The sequence below is a fragment of the Photobacterium sp. ABD4_091 genome, assembly GCF_056160145.1.
Window position 1 is genome coordinate 44,885 of sequence record NZ_JBSWWQ010000001.1, and the last position, 17,221, is coordinate 62,105.

The following is a 17,221-nucleotide window of genomic DNA, read 5'->3' on the forward strand; positions in this document are numbered from 1 at the left end:
CTTACCGCCGCTTCTTAGGCAACTTGGCCGCTTTTTCGGAATCAATCCACCAGGTATCTCGACCCAAAGCATATTTTGGCCGCACATCTGGCCGAGAGAACTTATCCCAGCTCGACACACGGAACATACTGATATGCCATTGCGGGATCACGTAGAAGTTCCACTGCAATACCCTGTCGAGTGCCCGGCCAAGGTTCAGCAACTTATCTGGGTTCTCTTGGTTTTCAGCAATTTGCTCCGTCAAATAATCAATCGCAGGATCTTTTACGCCAGCGGTGTTATAAGTACTGTCGATAAAATTACTGTTCCAGGCAATCATCAGGTTCGGGCTTGGGTAAGGGTTTGCCCCATAGCCAGCAGAGACCATGTCAAAATCCCTGTCCCGAAGTCGTTTTATGTACTGGGTGGTATCGACGGTACGCAAGCGCATATCAATGCCCAGTAACTTCAAATTTTTCTGCAACGGGATAGCCAAACGCTCAGTGGTTGGGCTGTACATCAAAAGCTCAAAGGTAAAAGCTTCGCCAGTCTCGACATTGGTCATGACTTTGTTCTGCACTTCCCAGCCAGCTTCTTTCATCAATGCCAGCGCTTTGCGAAGCTGAACACGGATTCGGCCAGAGCCATCCGATTGAGGGGGCTGGTATTCTTCGGTGAAGACCCTTGCCGGCACTTTATCTTTTACCGGAGCCAGGACAGCAACCTCAGCTTCCGAAGGCTGCCCCTTGGCTTCATAATCGGTGTTCTGGAAGTAACTGCGGGTGCGGGTATACTGGTTATAGAACAAGCTCTTGTTCATCCACTCGAAGTCCATGGCATAAGACAGGGCTTCACGTACTTTTGGATCGCTGAAATAGCTTCGCTCGGTATTGAACACAAAGGCCTGCATCGACTGCGGAATTTGGTGCGGGATTTCTTCCTTTACAATGTAGCCTTTATCAAAGTTTGGGCCTTGGTACATGGTGGCCCAGAACTTGGCGACGTTCTCTTCACGAATATCATACTCGCCAGCCTTGAACGCCTCGAGGGTGACCGTTTCATCCCGGTAGTAGTCGTATTTGATCGTTTGAAAGTTATGCCTTCCCACATTGACCGGTAAATCTTTGGCCCAGTAATCCTGTACCAAAGAATAGGTCGCGCTTTGACCAGGCTTGTAATCAGTGATCTTGTAAGCGCTGCTACCAACAGGAGGGGTATTAAGAGGCTCGCTGAGGTTCTTGTCTTTCCAGTAGTGTTCAGGCAATACGTTCATGCCCTGCACTAAAGCCAGCAACACTTCCCGGTTCGGCTTGGCCATTTCGATCCTAGCGGTACGCTCAGATTTCGCCGCGACCGATTTTACATCCTTGAAATACACCTTGTACTGGGCCACCCCTTCCTTCATGAACTTATCAAAGGTAAAAGCCACATCAGCTGCAGTGATCGGTTTGCCATCGTGGAATTTGGCATCAGGGTTAATATCCACTTCCATCCACGAATAGTCTTCTGGGTAACGCACCTTTTCAGCAATCAGTGGGTAATAGCTGTCGATTTCATCTTGTGACGACACAAACAAGGTGTCATAGATTGCCTCGCTGCCTGCAACCGACACCCCGCGAGAAGCGAAACGGTTGAAGCTGTCGAAAGTACCAACTTGGGCGTAAGTCACCTGCCCGCCCTTAGGGGCATCGGGGTTAACGTAATCAAAATGTGCAAAATCTGCAGGATACTTCGCGCTACCAAAACCCACTAACGAACGGGTTTCCACCACCTCATTGGCTGACACTGAGCCAGCTACCGCCATCGCCACCAGCAACGATGAGACGCATTTATACATCCGAGCCTCCATGCGTAGAAATCATTTTCAAACAGTAACTGTATGCACTGTCTTACTCTTTGAATTAGATGAAATTATTATGCTGTATATGTTTACGATAGGACACTAATGGCAAATGAACAACCACTCAATAGCCAATATGAAAAGCTGTGATCACTTGCGGCAAGCTATTGAAGCCGTTAATATCGCCCGCTTTCAGGTTTACAGACCGCCATCTCATCTATATTTGCCAGGATCATCCTATGTCAAAGTTCTTCTATAAAGGCCGCATTGAAAAAAAACCAAAGCACGAGAGCTACGGCTTCAACACCAAGCAGGCCAAGAAGATAGGAACTGAAGTTAACCCACTTCAACTTATTGTGAACAGCGATGAGAAAAAATCAGAAGTTGAAGCACTGCTTGAACAACACCAAATTGTCGCCACCATTACGATAAATCCAGAAGCTGAAGAAAATCTGGTTGAGCTGGACACACTGATCAACAAGCCGAAAACCACTGTGTTTGAGAAAACCCCAAACCGTAATGACCCTTGCTCATGCGGAAGCGGTAAAAAATACAAAAAGTGCTGCGGTAAATAACCCCACCAAGCGGCTTTATCATGGGTAGGGGGGAAGCCCCTGCCATTTTCCGTCAAAATCCGTATAATCTCGCGCTGATTTAAAATTTCGGAAAATACGAGTTATGAGCAAAGGTTACGCCTGCGTTGGGTTGTTCAACCCAAAAACCCCTGAAAATGTTGGTTCTGTGATGCGTGCTGCTGGCTGCTATGGCGTCAATAGTGTGTTTTACACAGGCACTCGCTACGACCTTGCTAAAAAGTTCTGCACCGATACCAAAAATACCATCCTTGATATCCCATTAATCGGTGTTGAGGATCTGAAAAACATCATCCCGCACGATTGCGTGCCTGTTGCTGTTGATCTTGTGGAAGGTGCCAAGCCGCTACCTGACTACAAACACCCAAAACGCGCGTTTTACATTTTTGGTCCGGAAGACGGCACGCTGAAAAAAGACATCACCAACTTCTGCCGCGAAACCATCTATGTACCGACAAACGGCTGCATGAATCTCGCTGCCGCGGTCAATGTCATCCTATATGACCGCATGGCAAAAGGTGAGAGTTTTTCGAACCACTAACTGTCGAATCACTAATTCTCGCACCTAAGGCAGCACATAGGCCGAACACTATTGGGGGACAGTTTCTGTGCCCCATTTTTCAATCATTTCCCTAAGCTCGACACTTTGGTACGGCTTACAAAGTATGTCATCCATGCCTGCCGTAAAACACTCTTCCCGCTCTGCCTTGGTGGTGCCAGCTGTCAGAGCAATAATAGGTTTACTGTAACCTGCACTGCGAAGCTGCTCTGTTGTCGCGTAACCATCAAGTACTGGCATTCGGCAATCCATCAGAACAATATCGAATTCCTGATGCTCCAGAATTTCCAATGCTTTTTGGCCATTATCCGCAATAGCGGGTGTAATACCGAACTTGCCCAGCATTAGCTGAATGATCATTTGATTGGTCTTTAAATCTTCTACCACCAAGATAGACAGCTCACCAATAGATGTTACGCCGCCAAACCGACTTTCATTTTTATCTACCTGAGTCTGATTGATTTCCAGCGGTAGAGTCACTGTAAAGGTGGTGCCACGCCCCTCTTCACTGTCGACCTCAATGCAACCTTTCATCTGTTCGGCAAGCTTCTTACAAATTGCCAATCCCAAACCCGTTCCCTCGTGTTGGCGATTACTGGAATTATCGACCTGGGTAAAAGGCTGGAACAACGTTGCCACTTTATCTTTAGGGATCCCGCAACCCGAGTCACGCACCATGAACTTAAGTTTGTCGTCTTGCCACCCGATAGTGACCGATACAAAGCCTTGCTGGGTAAACTTGATAGCATTACCAATAAGGTTAACGAAGATTTGTTTAATACGATCCTCATCTCCTAGCAGCCACTGCGGTGTATCAGGCAGGAAGTGAATGGAAAAGTTAAGCTGCTTTTCATTGGCTGGGTGCTGGAAAATATCTTTCAGCATATTGGTCATCAACCGGCTATCAAAAGGCTTGATAGCCAGCTCCATCATCCCTGCATTGATCTTACTGTAATCAAGCAAGTCATTGATAATGGCTCGCAATAATTCCCCTGAATGATGCAAGGTGGACAATAAACCACTCTGGTGGTTGTCTAGTTGAGTATCAGACAACAACTCAGCCGTGCCGAGCAAACCGTTCAGTGGTGTTCGCAGTTCATGGTTTATCATCGCCAGGAAATCACGGGTCGACCGTTCCGATTCCTCCGCAGATTTCCTGGCAAGGATCGCCTCTTCAAGCTTGAGTTGACGGTCAATCGAGGTTCGGAGCATCTCGCCGATTAAATTCATATGTTTGCGGACAGTGGTATGCCATTCCCTTCGCTCATCAATATGGGTAACCAGATACCCTGTTACCGCAGAGTTACTCAGTGAGAACCAGTGTAATTGCGTTTGAGCATCCCAACACTCGCCAATCGACGTTAATTGGGGGGGAGGCATTATGGAATCATCAATGCCATTAGAGTATGCAATGTTAAGTGCAGGCGTCGATTCACAGCTGATCTTCAAACCGCAAGCACTTACCGCTTGGCTGGAAATCAAGGCATCTAGCAGTTCTTTAATAATACCGTGCGAAGGTTGGTATTTGAGGAATGTATGGCCGAAACCCAGCAGCAAGTTATCCATTTTCTGCTGGTAAGAAAGAAAATCAGACCCACTGGCGACTTTATCTCGCATCTGCTCGAGGTTTTCCTCAACCAGTTGCTTGGTCTGATAAAGCTCCAAACTTTTCGACTCCAACAGCATTTCAGCCATCTTTCTGGCCTCGCGCTCGCGGTCGATTTTCTTTTGCATCAAAGCAACTTGACGTTCAAGATCCATGCGTTCAAGCCCCATAGTTACCCCGCGTTAAGGGTCAGCGTAAATCGCACATGGCTCTGATCTTGATTTACCGGCTCCATTTCGATGTCCATCTCTTCGTTGAAATGCTGGACGCAACCTCGAATCAAGCCTAAGCACACATGAGAGAAACAACGGGCAGAAATGTAATCGAGTACCATTTGGGCTGACGTTTGAGAGATAAAGTCAAATTGCGGCGGGTTGGCATTGGGGTAGAGCTTCTTCACTTCAATATGAATATGGCGCTCTACTCTTTCAATGAAACTAAACGTGCCTGTCGGTTTGTCACCATTATCCATAGGCATTGTCGTTAACAAACGCGCAAACAATGCCTCACCATATACTTCTTGCAGGGCCTCAGGGGAGACATTGGTAATTTTGCTCAAACAGACGATCATCTTCACCAGTACGCGGTGATCATAACTGCCTACTGCCGTGTAGATACCATCAACCCCAGCATCATCAAGCATTTGCTGGCAAACCTCTAAACCAAAACGATTTTCGACGATATCCAAAAACTCGGTAAAAATAATTCCTTTCATAGACTTAATCTCCCTTAACCCTTGATTTGAGTATGGGAAACGAATGGCTAATGGTCAAAATTATTGCAACTGATTTCATTAGACATAAACCCAAGCTCTTCACCACAGCTTTTTTAGTAAAAGGTTCTAACCACACAATTGCGAAAAGTCGGCAATAGCATTATTTTGTGGTTAGCTCATACAAACCAAAGCAACTCATGAAACTTAATTTCCTTTTTTCCTTCCTTTATATAGCAAGCACATTGTCAAGTTCATTCGCCTTTGCCACCCCTATGCCATCAGGTGATTTTGAAGCAGGCAAAATGAAGTCCTTTTCCTGTCAGTTCTGTCATGGGCAAACAGGCGTTGCCAAAAAAGACAGTTACCCGCATATCAACAACCAAAACGCCCTTTACCTCTATAACTCCATGAAAGCCTACCAAAAAGGAGAGCGGAGCGGTGCATATGGTGAAATGATGAAACAACAACTTTCTGTACTCAATGACCAGGATTTAGCTGACATCGCAGCCTATTTTTCAGAGCAACCATAAGTTAACAACCTATGATCTGCTGACAGGAAATTTACCCTAACCCACTGGTAGCTTTTAGCGTTTGCTACTAGAATTAAGCGGATTTGGTGGCATGTAGGCTGCCATTTTTACACCATCATCGTTCACATTCAGTGAACAATGAGCAGGTAAATGACCAAGATGTGTGTCCCAAAACTGCTTTGTCAAAGCGCAATTTGACAATGATAAGGGAAACATAATGTGTTATTACATGCAGCTCCTGTGGGTTTATTGAGCGTTTACGCCAGAAAACCTGAAAAGACGGAGCAAAAACAAGCAAATGTTCATTTTATCTTAAATGAGCTATGTAATGTTTGTTGGAATCAGTGATATACTCCCCCACCGAATAGTGACACTAATTGTTTATAGAGAAAAACAATGGCAGATTTATCTAAATACAGAAACATTGGTATTTTCGCGCACGTTGATGCGGGTAAAACCACTACTACTGAGCGTATCCTTAAGCTTACTGGTCAAATCCACAAGACTGGTGAAGTACACGACGGCGAATCAACTACTGACTTCATGGAGCAGGAAGCTGAGCGTGGTATTACAATCCAGTCTGCAGCAGTTAGCTGTTTCTGGAACGACCACCGCCTAAACGTTATCGATACTCCTGGACACGTTGACTTCACAGTTGAAGTATACCGTTCTCTTAAAGTTCTTGACGGTGGTATCGGTGTATTCTGTGGTTCTGGTGGTGTTGAGCCTCAGTCAGAAACTAACTGGCGTTACGCGAACGAATCAGAAGTATCTCGTCTGATCTTCGTTAACAAACTAGACCGCATGGGCGCTGACTTCTTCAACGTTGTTGATCAGGTTAAGAACGTTCTTGGTGCTACTCCGCTAGTAATGGTTCTTCCAATCGGTCGTGAAGACGACTTCGTTGGTGTTGTAGACCTACTAAGCCGTAAAGCGTACGTTTGGGATGAGACTGGTCTTCCAGAGAACTACGAAATCAAAGACGTTCCTGCTGACATGGTAGACGACGTTGAAGCTTACCGTGAAGAGCTAATCGAAACTGCTGTTGAGCAGGACGATGACCTAATGGAAGCTTACATGGAAGGTGAAGAGCCTTCTATCGAAGACATCAAGCGTTGTATCCGTAAAGGTACTCGTGACATCGCGTTCTTCCCTACGTTCTGTGGTTCTGCATTCAAAAACAAAGGTATGCAGCTAATCCTTGACGCAGTTGTTGACTACCTACCTTCTCCAACTGAAGTAGATCCTCAGCCGCTAACAGACAAAGAAACTGGTGAGCCAACTGGTGAAGTTGCAACTGTTTCTGCTGATGAGCCACTAAAAGCGCTTGCGTTCAAAATCATGGACGACCGTTTCGGTGCACTAACGTTCATCCGTATCTACTCTGGCCGCATGAAGAAGGGTGACACTATCCTTAACTCTGCGACTGGTAAAACTGAGCGTATCGGCCGTATGGTTGAGATGCAGGCAGATGACCGTAACGAGCTTACTGAAGCACAAGCTGGTGACATCATCGCTGTTGTTGGTATGAAGAACGTTCAAACTGGTCACACTCTATGTGATGTTAAGCACGAGTGTACTCTTGAGCCAATGATCTTCCCAACTCCAGTAATCTCTATCGCAGTAACGCCTAAAGACAAAGGCGGTTCTGAGAAGATGGGTATCGCGATCGGTAAAATGGTTGCAGAAGATCCATCATTCCAGGTTGAAACTGACGAAGAAACTGGCGAAACCATCCTTAAAGGTATGGGTGAACTTCACCTAGACATCAAGGTTGATATCCTTAAGCGTACTTACGGCGTAGACCTAATCGTTGGTCAGCCACAGGTTGCTTACCGTGAAACTATCACTCAAGCAATTGAAGATAGCTACACGCACAAGAAGCAGTCTGGTGGTTCTGGTCAGTTCGGTAAGATCGACTACCGTATCAAGCCAGGTGAAGTTGGTTCTGGCTTCAAGTTCTCTTCAACTGTTGTTGGCGGTAACGTTCCTAAGGAATTCTGGCCTGCAGTTGAGAAAGGCTTCGAAGGCATGATGGACAACGGTGTCCTAGCTGGCTTCCCAGTTCTTGACGTTGAAGTTGAACTATTCGACGGTGGCTTCCACGCAGTTGACTCATCAGCAGTAGCATTCGAAATCGCAGCGAAAGGTGCATTCCGTCAGTCTATGCCTAAAGCTGGTGCTCAGCTTCTTGAGCCAATCATGCACGTTGACGTGTTCACTCCAGAAGACCACGTTGGTGACGTAATCGGTGACCTTAACCGTCGTCGCGGCATGATCAAAGACCAGCAAGCTGGTACTACTGGTGTTCGTATTAAAGCAGACGTTCCTCTATCAGAAATGTTCGGCTACATCGGTCACCTACGTACTATGACTTCTGGCCGTGGTCAGTTCTCTATGGAGTTCGCACACTACGCACCATGTCCAGCAAACGTTGCTGAGCAGGTAATCGCAGAAGTTAAAGAGCGCGAAGCTAAGAAGTAATTCTTATCTGAGTAAGCTCAATAGCTGATAAAAACCCGATAGCCAAGCTATCGGGTTTTTTTTATGCTCTGTTTTTATGAGCTACAGTTGGCAAGGTAATTCATCAAACCATATTGCTTTAACCACTCTAGTTGTTCTTCATGCTTCACCAAAAAACGCCCTGAATAGTTTATCCCGTTGGCAAAAACACCCTCGATGTTATTTTTGCTGCGGGGAAACAGTAGCATCCAGCGCTCGGTAAGGAGCAGGTTATAAGGTGCGCAATTCCCACCCTCAGTTTTCGCCTGTAACCCCAATTTCCCCATCATTGAAAGATAATTCTCATACAGCGCCGTAGCATCCAGAGTCTGCAATGACATCAACTGGTGTTCAAAAGGCAACTGTCCTGACGCAATGACCTGCTCTAACGGAATGGGCGAACGAACAAGCTGCATATGACGGTGGGTTTGGCTCGCACCGGCAACAGGGCCATTATTGTAAAAACCGAAGACATCGGGATGATCAAACCCTTTCAGCCAGCCTTGGAAATCACTCAAGCTCAGACAGCTTTGCTGCGGGACAAAGGCTTTTGAACAAATAAGAAGATGGGGAGACAGTACCGGAAACTTATTCAACAAACAGACGTGCTCGTTCCCGGCGTCGGCAACGTAAAGAGATTGTTCATAAGGCAGGAACGGATTGCCTTGGGTAGACGTCGCACGAAACTTCTTGGTCGCATTGGCTGTGACCACATGACCAAAATAGGCAATTCCCTCTTCTTCTATCACTTGGGCATCGGTAACTATCGGCATCAGGCTGCCATCAACCAATGCGTGCTCAGAAACTTGGGTTGCCTTTTCCCACAGCGTTTCAGTTTGACAGGACATATGCCCCTCCTCAGTATCCTTTACTTTCACCATTGTATACCCAAGTAAGCTCAAGATGCTTGTTTCAAAAGGCTATCTTCAATCACACACCCTGCCCTTGCAGTAAGCTATTGCAGTGTACACATTAGTTTACAATGATACCCTTTTTCGCCATATGCCGGATCATGGCTAGATATAGCTGCAAACCACGAAACTTTGTATTATCAATGCCATTGGAAAACACTGCTTTACCCTATTCCCAATAGTACTCCATAAAGCAGTTAGAAGTTTTTGTTTGGTCGCTAAAACTTCAACAGGTAGTTTTGTTTGGTCGCATCCTACCTATCCAGCCTGTTTGCCTTTTGCATCATCCAGGTAGAAACAAAAAGGGCGTTTACCCAGTAAACGCCCTTAACTCTATTTGTTTTTCAGATTATTCTTTCAGTGCCGCAACTGCTGCTCTTAAATCAACTCTGCAGCCAGTAGGAAGCAACCGAACAGGAAGCTCAAGCCCATCGCCACCTGTCCACCTGACGCTTGGTACAGTACCCCAGAAGCATCCACTTCAAACGCGCTGTCATCTTCTTTGCGCAATTTCATTGTCATCGCCATTGGGATGAACACTGCAAGGAATACTAGGATGATACCAGCATAGCCCAATACAGATAGGAACTGGTCAGCAGCAAACAATGCACCAGCCAACGGCAGGATGAAGGTCAGTACGTAGGTCACAGCGCGATTCTGGCGGAATGTATCCACGTTTTGGTCAAACAGCGCCATAGCTACACCAAGGAAAGAAGTAAGCAGTGCAAGGCCTGTGAACACTGACAGGACTAGGTTAATCATACTGTGGTTCGAACCAAGCACGGCAATTAACTCAGAAACGTTGGTGAAATCAACCATCTGATCGGCGCTTAGGTTACCCATTGCAGCATAAAGCCACAGTAGGTAGCTAAATAGTGGAACAAGCGAGCCAATCACTACCATGTTGCGAAGCTGCTTGTGGGTGGCTTCTTTGTTGTATGTCACCAAAGATGGGATAACCACCATGAAGCCGAAGCTAGTGAACAGTACCGAGCTGGTTTTGATCAGGTCAATCTTGTTATCGCTGGTTGCTACCATAAGGTTTTCAACTGAAATTGTCGGTACCAAAGACAACAGTGTCAGTACCAGCATAATCACCATCACGGCAAACAAACCACGGTTTAGCTTATCAACCACTGCGGTACCCGCAGCTACAACCACACCTGCGGTTAAGGTAAAGACGATCTGGCTCTGCATAAAGCTGAGTTCAAGGCCAATGCTGGACAGAAGTTTTTGAACCAAGTCCCCTGCCCCAATGATGTACGCCATCAGCAAGCAAACAAGCAGTGCATACAGCAAACCATTTGTCACCAACTGACCACCTTTACCGAGTGTTTTGCGAGCAATGGTATTCATACCCAGGCCGCCACCCGCTTTGATACTGGCTTCAAGCAGAAGAAGAGCGGCATATGTTGTACCTAACCAGATCACCAGCATCAACAACGTACCCCAGACCAACCCGAACTGGGCCAGTACCATAGGGATAGCCAACATACCGGCACCCAGTGCCGTACCCGCAATAATAAGAGAGCTACCAAGCAGTTTTAAATTCACAATTTTGTCTCGTAATAATGTGTCTCCGCCGCACAGAGGGCAGAAAACAAAAATGGGGGAAATAATCTATTTATCAACGTGCTGCAGATAAAAACGGCAGCAATAGAGAATTAGTGACTAAATCGGAATGCGGCAAAATAGCCGTAAAACTGAAAGTTTGCAGAAGGTTTGGCGAATTGAGAAAGGTAAGCGCAAGCACGCTCTAAAGAGGCGGTAGAGGGCAGATGGATCTTCCCTACAGTTTTATTGTTCATTAATCGTACTCCAACAACGATAAATCCCTATAAGTAAGGTAACCTTCCACTGATTACCCTTGTTTTGTTTGGTCAGTTAGCAACTTATATGGTCATTAGAAGCACTTCAACACTCGCACATGAAATCTTATATTCCATAAATGAAAAATAAGATTTCAAGCAAATAAAAACCCTTTGGCCATTGGCACAAAGGGTTCGTTTTCACTCAGAAAGAGGGGTTAGCTTATGCTGATAACACTTCACCGGATTTGGCTGCGATTAGCGTCAGCTTGTTAAACGAGGCTGGGTAAACACTGATGGTGCTGCCATCATCGAACAGTAGGCCGTCGTAAAAGTTACCACTCCACTTCACACGGGTGAAACGTGCATAGCGCGCTTTACTGTAAACCTCTTCGAGGGCGTTGATGGCACCTTGCTTGCGTACCTGATCCATAATGTCCTGGCTCAGTAATTTCTCGGCCACCGATTTGTCTGTTGTCATCCCTGTCTCCGGAACCTCTTCGTCCTTTGTTTGTACCAAATTCAAAATGAGATTCAAGTACCAATATCACAACACTCCGGTGTACGCCGAGAAATTAAACAGTTTTAAGCCTATTTGTCTTCGCTGTGGTAGTAGTTTGAGTCAAAGTTGATCACAGTACCTTTACTGCGGATAAACTCTGCAATGGTTACCTGTTGTGCTTTCATTGACTCAATTAGCAGATCCTTGTCCTCGTTAAATTCCTCATGGCCAATTGGTGCAGGAACAAGATTCACTTCCCCATCTTCTCCTTCAACTTCTATTGCAGGGCCTTCATACGGGAACAAGTATGAACCATGCCCACCATGCATCACTCTGATGGCTGTTTTGATTACACCCTGGTCAGAAATATTATCGGTAGCCGTGGTCAATGAAAGATGGTCAATCAATGGCTCAGTACCAACAAGCGGCAAGCCTGTCGCTTTATTCGGGACGACGGTATCAGGCAGGTAATCTTCCCCAAGCTTACAGTTATCCAATTCAGGATCACACGTACCAGCAGCCTCAATGAGCAGGATTGGCTGTTCAGGGTTGTTAGCTTGCTGGGTGGTAAAGTTTGCCGGGTCACCTGCATCTACGGCAGCCTGAACTGCAGGGAACATATCAGCCACAGCCATATCGTAGAATGTCTGCTCTAGCTCCTCAGCTTGTTCTTCATTTTCATCACTCTCAAACTTGAATTTTGCTAAAGCGTTGAGGCCTTCAACTTTAGTCTGTTCACTCGAGTCGTAAACTCCTAGCATTTGGGCAACCATTAACTGAATATCGCTCGATTCCTTTATCTCGTTAGCCACTTCGTCACCCAGTAAATCTGAGTTCATTACCAGATCAGTCAAATGCATACCAGGTACCACCAAAGTAACTGTTGAAAATTTTAGTTTTTCATCTGATTGAGAAAGCTCACTCACCATCGTCGATACGATACCTCCAAGTGAGTGGCCTATTAGGCTTACGTCACTATTATCAATAAAAGACGTGGAGTTAAGCGCTTTTCTCAATGCTAGCTGATCAATCACGGCCTGACGCTGATTATCGCGTAACGTTAGAGGGCTAAGCAGGTTAAGGTATACCGACTTGTCTTCATTTTCTTCGGTACTGGTCGTGGTGATATCCATTACCCCGTCACCATTCAAATCGACACCCCTGGCGCCATGCAAAGGCTGATCAATAGCTATCACGAGGCGATCCTCACCCACGACACTTTCCGCCATTGTCTGTGCAGATTCTTTCCAGCCTGTAATGCCGTGAACGAAAATTGAGGCAGGTAAGGCAGCAGCACTGGTTGTTAAAGTCTCAGGGCTCCAACCTTTAGGGGCATATATCAAGACAGGGATTTCTTCCACGCTCTGTGCTGTTGGTTCAGGGTTACCACCATGGACAAAATTGCCGCTGCCGTCTTTCCACCAGCTGTAAAGGGGTTCACAGTAACTCACAGGATCAGCATTGATCTCCCTAGCTTGCTCGCTACCCGCAGGATACAAAGCGTCGACTTGGCAGTTAGAGGCATTGGGCATTTCTAGGTAGTACGGGACTTCAATGGTTGCTTCGTATGTCCAAACCTTCGCAAACTTACCGTCATTGAGCACTTTGATGTTCTTAAGCCCCTGCTCAGGTATATTGGCTTTAGCTGCTTCAATTACCGGATAAATGCTTTGGGTGGTAAAGCGTGCGCTATAAACAATGCTCTCTTGAACCCCTGCTGCGGCTAAATCATTGTGGTTACTTTGGATCTGGCTGACAAACGCATCCCCCCTGACATGGCCTAAATTGTCCCCCTCAACCAGGCCTTGATAATAGTTTGAGCGTCTTAGCGTATTGCCCGAAATGTCTTTAATCCCATCTGAAAGGGCAAGGACAAACGTTGTTGACTCAGGTAGCACAACTTTAGGCATCACCTGAATATCACCCGACTCATTGACTTCAACCACATAGTCTTCATTTGGCTTAAGTAGCTTGCCAGTTTCGACATTCAGGATATACGTCTTCTCAGTTAGCGTTGTGGTATCAAGCGCATCTTCTGGACCAGAAATTGGCAAGACGATTGGGTACCCTGTAGACCATCCATCTAGCGCACCATAGACGTTCTCGTAGTTTCGGTAATCGACTTCGCCGCCACTCGCTTCTTGATCAAGCTCCAAGGTACCATCACTATCGGTAAGCAAAATGTCATTCGGGTAGATGACCTGATCAAGGCTGAATGGAACATACTGCCGAGGATCTTCTGAGGTATCTATCTCATTACAGGCTGTGAGCGTAGCCGCAATGACAAGTGCCAGGCATAAAGGTTGTGTATTTTTTATCATTGTCATTTCCATCGGTTTATTAAACTGCTTTCAGACGCTCGGCTATCCTAATTGAAAAGCAGTAAAACCCCGACGACAACACTCTCTTAACTAGCTGATTTAATATATTATTTATGTTTTTTATATGTTTTTACCTAGCTATATTCCCAAAACACACAGCATCAGCCAAAACCGTCGCCATCCCCTCGACGATTGTTTCTAACTGTGTCACAAAAATGTCATATTATGTAATAAACCAACGCTCTACTAATGCTATCTTATTCATAATTATTGTTTAAATCCTTCATATTTATTCTTGTAATACAATATTATATTATTTAAGTCTTTGATTTAATTGCACCTACCACTTTAGGGTTATTCAAAACTGTAATTGATTTACGTCATATTTATTCACACATTGTCTCATTAAGATCCTATTCAGAATTTATGACTTTGTAGTAGAGGATCTTATGAGCAGAGTGAGATTGGCCATCATCGGCAACGGAATGGTAGGCCATCGCTTTATCGAGGAGTTGGTCGATAAAGCCAATATGGACAATTATGAGGTAACCGTCTTCTGTGAAGAACCTCGTGTCGCCTATGACAGGGTTCACCTGTCATCGTATTTCTCCCACCATACCGCCGAAGAACTTTCGCTCGTTAAAGAAGGCTTCTACCAGAAACACTCAATCAACATCCTGCTCGGCGAACGTGCGATTAACATCAATCGCGAAAACCGTATCATCTACTCCAGCACTGGTCGTGAAGTACAATACGACAAGTTGATCCTCGCTACTGGCTCCTTCCCGTTTGTACCGCCAATCAAAGGTAACGAAAGCAAAGATTGCTTTGTCTACCGCACAATCGAAGATCTCAAAGCCATTGAAGCCAATGCGAAGAAAAGCAAAGTCGGTGTTGTTGTCGGTGGCGGCCTACTGGGTCTTGAAGCCGCCGGTGCACTGAAAGCGCTCGGTGTTGAAACTCACGTTGTTGAGTTCGCACCAAAGCTAATGGCCGAGCAGCTAGATCTTGCAGGCGGTAACCAACTGCGCCAGAAAATTGAGCGTATGGGTGTCAATGTTCACACCAGCAAGAACACGTTGGAAATCGCACCAGAAGGTAGCAATGCCCGTAACGTTATGCGCTTTGCTGATGGTACCGAGCTTGAGACAGACTTCATTGTATTCTCTGCCGGTATCCGCCCACAGGACAAACTGGCACGCCAAATGGAGCTAAATGTGGCCCCTCGCGGTGGTATTGCCATCAATGATTTCTGCCAGACGTCAGATGAACACATCTACGCTATTGGTGAGTGTGCCTCTTGGAACGAAATGTTCTATGGCTTGGTTGCCCCTGGCTACAAAATGGCACAGGTTGCGGTTAGCCACCTAATTGGTGAAGACAACCGATTTGAAGGTGCTGACATGAGTGCCAAGCTGAAACTGCTTGGCGTGAAAGTGGGCTCTATCGGTGATGCCAATGGCCGTACTCCTGGTTGCAAGAGCTTTGTCTACCAGAACGAAGAGCTGGAAGTGTACAAGCGCCTGATTGTTTCTGAAGATAACAAGAAGCTACTGGGTGCTGTACTGGTTGGTGACACCTCTGACTACGGTGATCTGCTTCAACTTATGCTCAATGAAATGGAGCTGCCTGAACACCCAGATGCATTGATCCTTCCAGCCCATGCTGGTGCCGAGAAACCATCGCTTGGCGCAGACGCCCTGCCTGATAGCGCGGTGATCTGTTCTTGCTTCGATGTCACCAAGGCTAAAATTTCCCAAGCTGTGACTGACGGCAATCATACCTTGGCAGATATTAAAGCCGTAACAGGTGCAGGAACTGGCTGTGGCGGTTGTATTCCGCTAGTAACATCAGTCCTAAATGCTGAGCTGGCAAAATCTGGTATCGAGGTGAAGAACGATGTGTGTGAGCACTTTGCCTACTCACGCCAGGAGCTATTCCACCTGATCCGCATTGAAGAAATCAAAACCTTCGATGAGTTGCTAGAGAAATACGGCAAAGGGTACGGCTGTGAAGTGTGTAAGCCGCTAGCGGGTTCGATCCTTGCTTCATGCTGGGGTGAGCACATCCTGAAGCCTCAGTTGGTTAAACTGCACGACACCAACGACAACTTCCTGGGCAACATCCAGAAAGACGGTACATATTCAGTCATCCCTCGTATGGCAGGTGGTGAAGTCACGCCACAAGCACTTGGCGCTCTTGCCGCAGTCGCTGAAGAATACAGCCTATATACCAAAGTCACCGGTGCACAGCGTATCGGCCTGTTCGGCGCACAAAAAGATGATCTTCCTGAGATCTGGCGCAAGCTGATTGATGCTGGTTTCGAAACTGGCCAAGCGTACGCGAAAGCACTGCGTATGGCTAAGACCTGTGTGGGCTCGACTTGGTGTCGTTACGGCGTTCAGGACTCTGTTGGCCTCGGCTCTATGATTGAAAACCGCTACAAGGGCATCCGTACTCCGCACAAGATGAAGTTCGGTGTGTCTGGCTGTACCCGTGAGTGTGCTGAAGCACAGGGCAAAGACCTTGGCATCATTGCAACAGATGCAGGCTGGAACATGTATGTGTGTGGTAACGGTGGTATGAAACCTCGCCATGCAGACTTGCTTGCCAGCGACCTAGACCAAGAAACCCTGATCAAGTACATCGACCGCTTCATGATGTTCTACATCCGCACCGCAGCGCCACTTCAGCGTACTTCGGTATGGATGGAAAACATGGAAGGCGGTGTTGACTACCTACGTGAAGTGATTGTGGAAGACAAACTGGGCATCAACGCCCAGCTTGAAGCTGACGTAGCCAAGCTGGTTGATGAGTATGAGTGTGAGTGGACTGCGACAATCAATGACGAGTCACAACTTACCCGCTTCGCCCACTTCATCAACTCTGACTTGCGTGATGACAATGTAGTCTTCGTTTCCGAGCGTGACCAGCACCGCCCGGCAACATTCACTGAAAAACACCCAGGTGCGGTTGGCGATATCCTGCACGTTGAATTGGAGAACTCATAATGGCTTTTGAACAAATCTGCGATATCCAAGATATCACTCCGGGTACTGGTGTCTGTGCGCTGTTCAACGGCCAGCAGGTTGCTATCTTTCGCCCTAACGAAGCAGAAGAAGTGTTCGCCATCAGCAACATGGACCCATTTGCCCGCTCCAATGTGCTGTCACGCGGCTTGATTTGCCAACACCAAGACGAACTTTGGGTTGCGAGCCCACTGAAAAAGCAACGTTTCAACTTGTCTACCGGTGCATGCATGGAAGATGAACGTTTTAACATCAAAGCATTCAACGCCCGTGTAACCAACGGCAAAGTAGAAATCGCAGCGTAACAACCTAACGTGTTAGTTAAC

13 protein-coding genes are annotated in these 17,221 nt (G+C 46.5%); 6 read left to right on the top strand and 7 right to left on the bottom strand.

Going from position 1 to position 17,221, the window contains the following annotated elements; all coding sequences use genetic code 11:
* Position 1: 1 nt before the first annotated feature.
* Positions 2 to 1,783: an extracellular solute-binding protein gene (locus ACXAGQ_RS00170; protein ID WP_475254621.1), complete on the bottom strand. Its 1,782-nt coding sequence runs from the start codon at positions 1,781 to 1,783 to the stop codon at positions 2 to 4.
* A gap of 275 nt (positions 1,784 to 2,058) precedes the next feature.
* Between ACXAGQ_RS00170 and ACXAGQ_RS00175 the strand changes: the two genes are divergently transcribed.
* Positions 2,059 to 2,394 carry a PBPRA1643 family SWIM/SEC-C metal-binding motif protein gene (locus tag ACXAGQ_RS00175; RefSeq protein WP_475250752.1) on the top strand — a complete coding sequence of 112 codons (336 nt, stop codon included), beginning with the start codon at positions 2,059 to 2,061 and terminating at the stop codon, positions 2,392 to 2,394.
* Positions 2,395 to 2,497: 103 nt separating this feature from the next.
* Complete coding sequence (locus ACXAGQ_RS00180; RefSeq protein WP_317521150.1) at positions 2,498 to 2,953, top strand: RNA methyltransferase; 456 nt, start codon at positions 2,498 to 2,500, stop codon at positions 2,951 to 2,953.
* Between the two features lie 48 nt (positions 2,954 to 3,001).
* Here ACXAGQ_RS00180 and ACXAGQ_RS00185 read toward each other — a convergent pair whose 3' ends face one another.
* Together ACXAGQ_RS00185 and ACXAGQ_RS00190 are read right to left on the bottom strand one after the other, a co-directional pair.
* The gene (locus ACXAGQ_RS00185; RefSeq protein WP_475250754.1) at positions 3,002 to 4,732 is read right to left on the bottom strand and encodes an ATP-binding protein; all 1,731 of its coding nucleotides are present in this window, start codon (positions 4,730 to 4,732) and stop codon (positions 3,002 to 3,004) included.
* A gap of 17 nt (positions 4,733 to 4,749) precedes the next feature.
* Positions 4,750 to 5,292 carry a heme NO-binding domain-containing protein gene (locus ACXAGQ_RS00190; RefSeq protein ID WP_475250756.1) on the bottom strand — a complete coding sequence of 181 codons (543 nt, stop codon included), beginning with the start codon at positions 5,290 to 5,292 and terminating at the stop codon, positions 4,750 to 4,752.
* Positions 5,293 to 5,489: 197 nt separating this feature from the next.
* Here ACXAGQ_RS00190 and ACXAGQ_RS00195 point away from each other — a divergent pair, with 197 nt between their 5' ends.
* Positions 5,490 to 5,822 (top strand): c-type cytochrome, encoded by a 333-nt coding sequence (locus ACXAGQ_RS00195; RefSeq protein ID WP_475250758.1) that lies wholly within the window; start codon positions 5,490 to 5,492, stop codon positions 5,820 to 5,822.
* A 396-nt stretch (positions 5,823 to 6,218) separates the two neighbouring features.
* The gene (fusA, locus tag ACXAGQ_RS00200; RefSeq protein WP_475250760.1) at positions 6,219 to 8,306 is read left to right on the top strand and encodes an elongation factor G; all 2,088 of its coding nucleotides are present in this window, start codon (positions 6,219 to 6,221) and stop codon (positions 8,304 to 8,306) included.
* A 74-nt stretch (positions 8,307 to 8,380) separates the two neighbouring features.
* Here the strand turns inward: fusA and ACXAGQ_RS00205 are convergent, their stop codons facing one another.
* The 4 genes from ACXAGQ_RS00205 to ACXAGQ_RS00220 form a co-directional block, all read right to left on the bottom strand.
* The gene (locus ACXAGQ_RS00205; RefSeq protein WP_475250762.1) at positions 8,381 to 9,172 is read right to left on the bottom strand and encodes a DUF4922 domain-containing protein; all 792 of its coding nucleotides are present in this window, start codon (positions 9,170 to 9,172) and stop codon (positions 8,381 to 8,383) included.
* A 441-nt stretch (positions 9,173 to 9,613) separates the two neighbouring features.
* Entirely contained in the window at positions 9,614 to 10,789 is a 1,176-nt protein-coding gene (locus ACXAGQ_RS00210) for an amino acid permease (protein ID WP_475250764.1), read from the bottom strand.
* A 477-nt stretch (positions 10,790 to 11,266) separates the two neighbouring features.
* On the bottom strand, positions 11,267 to 11,524 hold the full coding sequence (locus ACXAGQ_RS00215) for a hypothetical protein (protein ID WP_475250766.1): 258 nt from the start codon (positions 11,522 to 11,524) through the stop codon (positions 11,267 to 11,269).
* 110 nt (positions 11,525 to 11,634) lie between these two features.
* Positions 11,635 to 13,866, bottom strand: a complete 2,232-nt coding sequence (locus tag ACXAGQ_RS00220) for an alpha/beta fold hydrolase (protein WP_475250767.1) — start codon at positions 13,864 to 13,866, stop codon at positions 11,635 to 11,637.
* 449 nt (positions 13,867 to 14,315) lie between these two features.
* On the opposite strand from ACXAGQ_RS00220, the gene nirB reads away from it, so the two are divergent.
* On the top strand, positions 14,316 to 16,877 hold the full coding sequence (gene nirB, locus ACXAGQ_RS00225; protein WP_475250769.1) for a nitrite reductase large subunit NirB: 2,562 nt from the start codon (positions 14,316 to 14,318) through the stop codon (positions 16,875 to 16,877).
* On the top strand, positions 16,877 to 17,200 hold the full coding sequence (nirD, locus tag ACXAGQ_RS00230) for a nitrite reductase small subunit NirD (RefSeq protein WP_475250771.1): 324 nt from the start codon (positions 16,877 to 16,879) through the stop codon (positions 17,198 to 17,200). The genes nirB and nirD overlap by 1 nt, the downstream gene beginning before the upstream one ends.
* The last annotated feature ends 21 nt before the right edge of the window (positions 17,201 to 17,221 follow it).

Excerpts from the sequence above, each read along its gene's own strand:
- nirB (WP_475250769.1), top strand. The coding sequence starts at position 14,316 with ATGAGCAGAGTGAGATTGGCCATCATCGGCAACGGAATGGTAGGCCAT.
- fusA (WP_475250760.1), top strand. The coding sequence starts at position 6,219 with ATGGCAGATTTATCTAAATACAGAAACATTGGTATTTTCGCGCACGTT.
- ACXAGQ_RS00220 (WP_475250767.1), bottom strand. The coding sequence starts at position 13,866 with ATGATAAAAAATACACAACCTTTATGCCTGGCACTTGTCATTGCGGCT.
- nirD (WP_475250771.1), top strand. The coding sequence starts at position 16,877 with ATGGCTTTTGAACAAATCTGCGATATCCAAGATATCACTCCGGGTACT.
- ACXAGQ_RS00170 (WP_475254621.1), bottom strand. The coding sequence starts at position 1,783 with ATGGCGGTAGCTGGCTCAGTGTCAGCCAATGAGGTGGTGGAAACCCGT.
- ACXAGQ_RS00180 (WP_317521150.1), top strand. The coding sequence starts at position 2,498 with ATGAGCAAAGGTTACGCCTGCGTTGGGTTGTTCAACCCAAAAACCCCT.
- ACXAGQ_RS00185 (WP_475250754.1), bottom strand. The coding sequence starts at position 4,732 with ATGGATCTTGAACGTCAAGTTGCTTTGATGCAAAAGAAAATCGACCGC.
- ACXAGQ_RS00175 (WP_475250752.1), top strand. The coding sequence starts at position 2,059 with ATGTCAAAGTTCTTCTATAAAGGCCGCATTGAAAAAAAACCAAAGCAC.
- ACXAGQ_RS00205 (WP_475250762.1), bottom strand. The coding sequence starts at position 9,172 with ATGTCCTGTCAAACTGAAACGCTGTGGGAAAAGGCAACCCAAGTTTCT.
- ACXAGQ_RS00215 (WP_475250766.1), bottom strand. The coding sequence starts at position 11,524 with ATGACAACAGACAAATCGGTGGCCGAGAAATTACTGAGCCAGGACATT.
- ACXAGQ_RS00190 (WP_475250756.1), bottom strand. The coding sequence starts at position 5,292 with ATGAAAGGAATTATTTTTACCGAGTTTTTGGATATCGTCGAAAATCGT.
- ACXAGQ_RS00195 (WP_475250758.1), top strand. The coding sequence starts at position 5,490 with ATGAAACTTAATTTCCTTTTTTCCTTCCTTTATATAGCAAGCACATTG.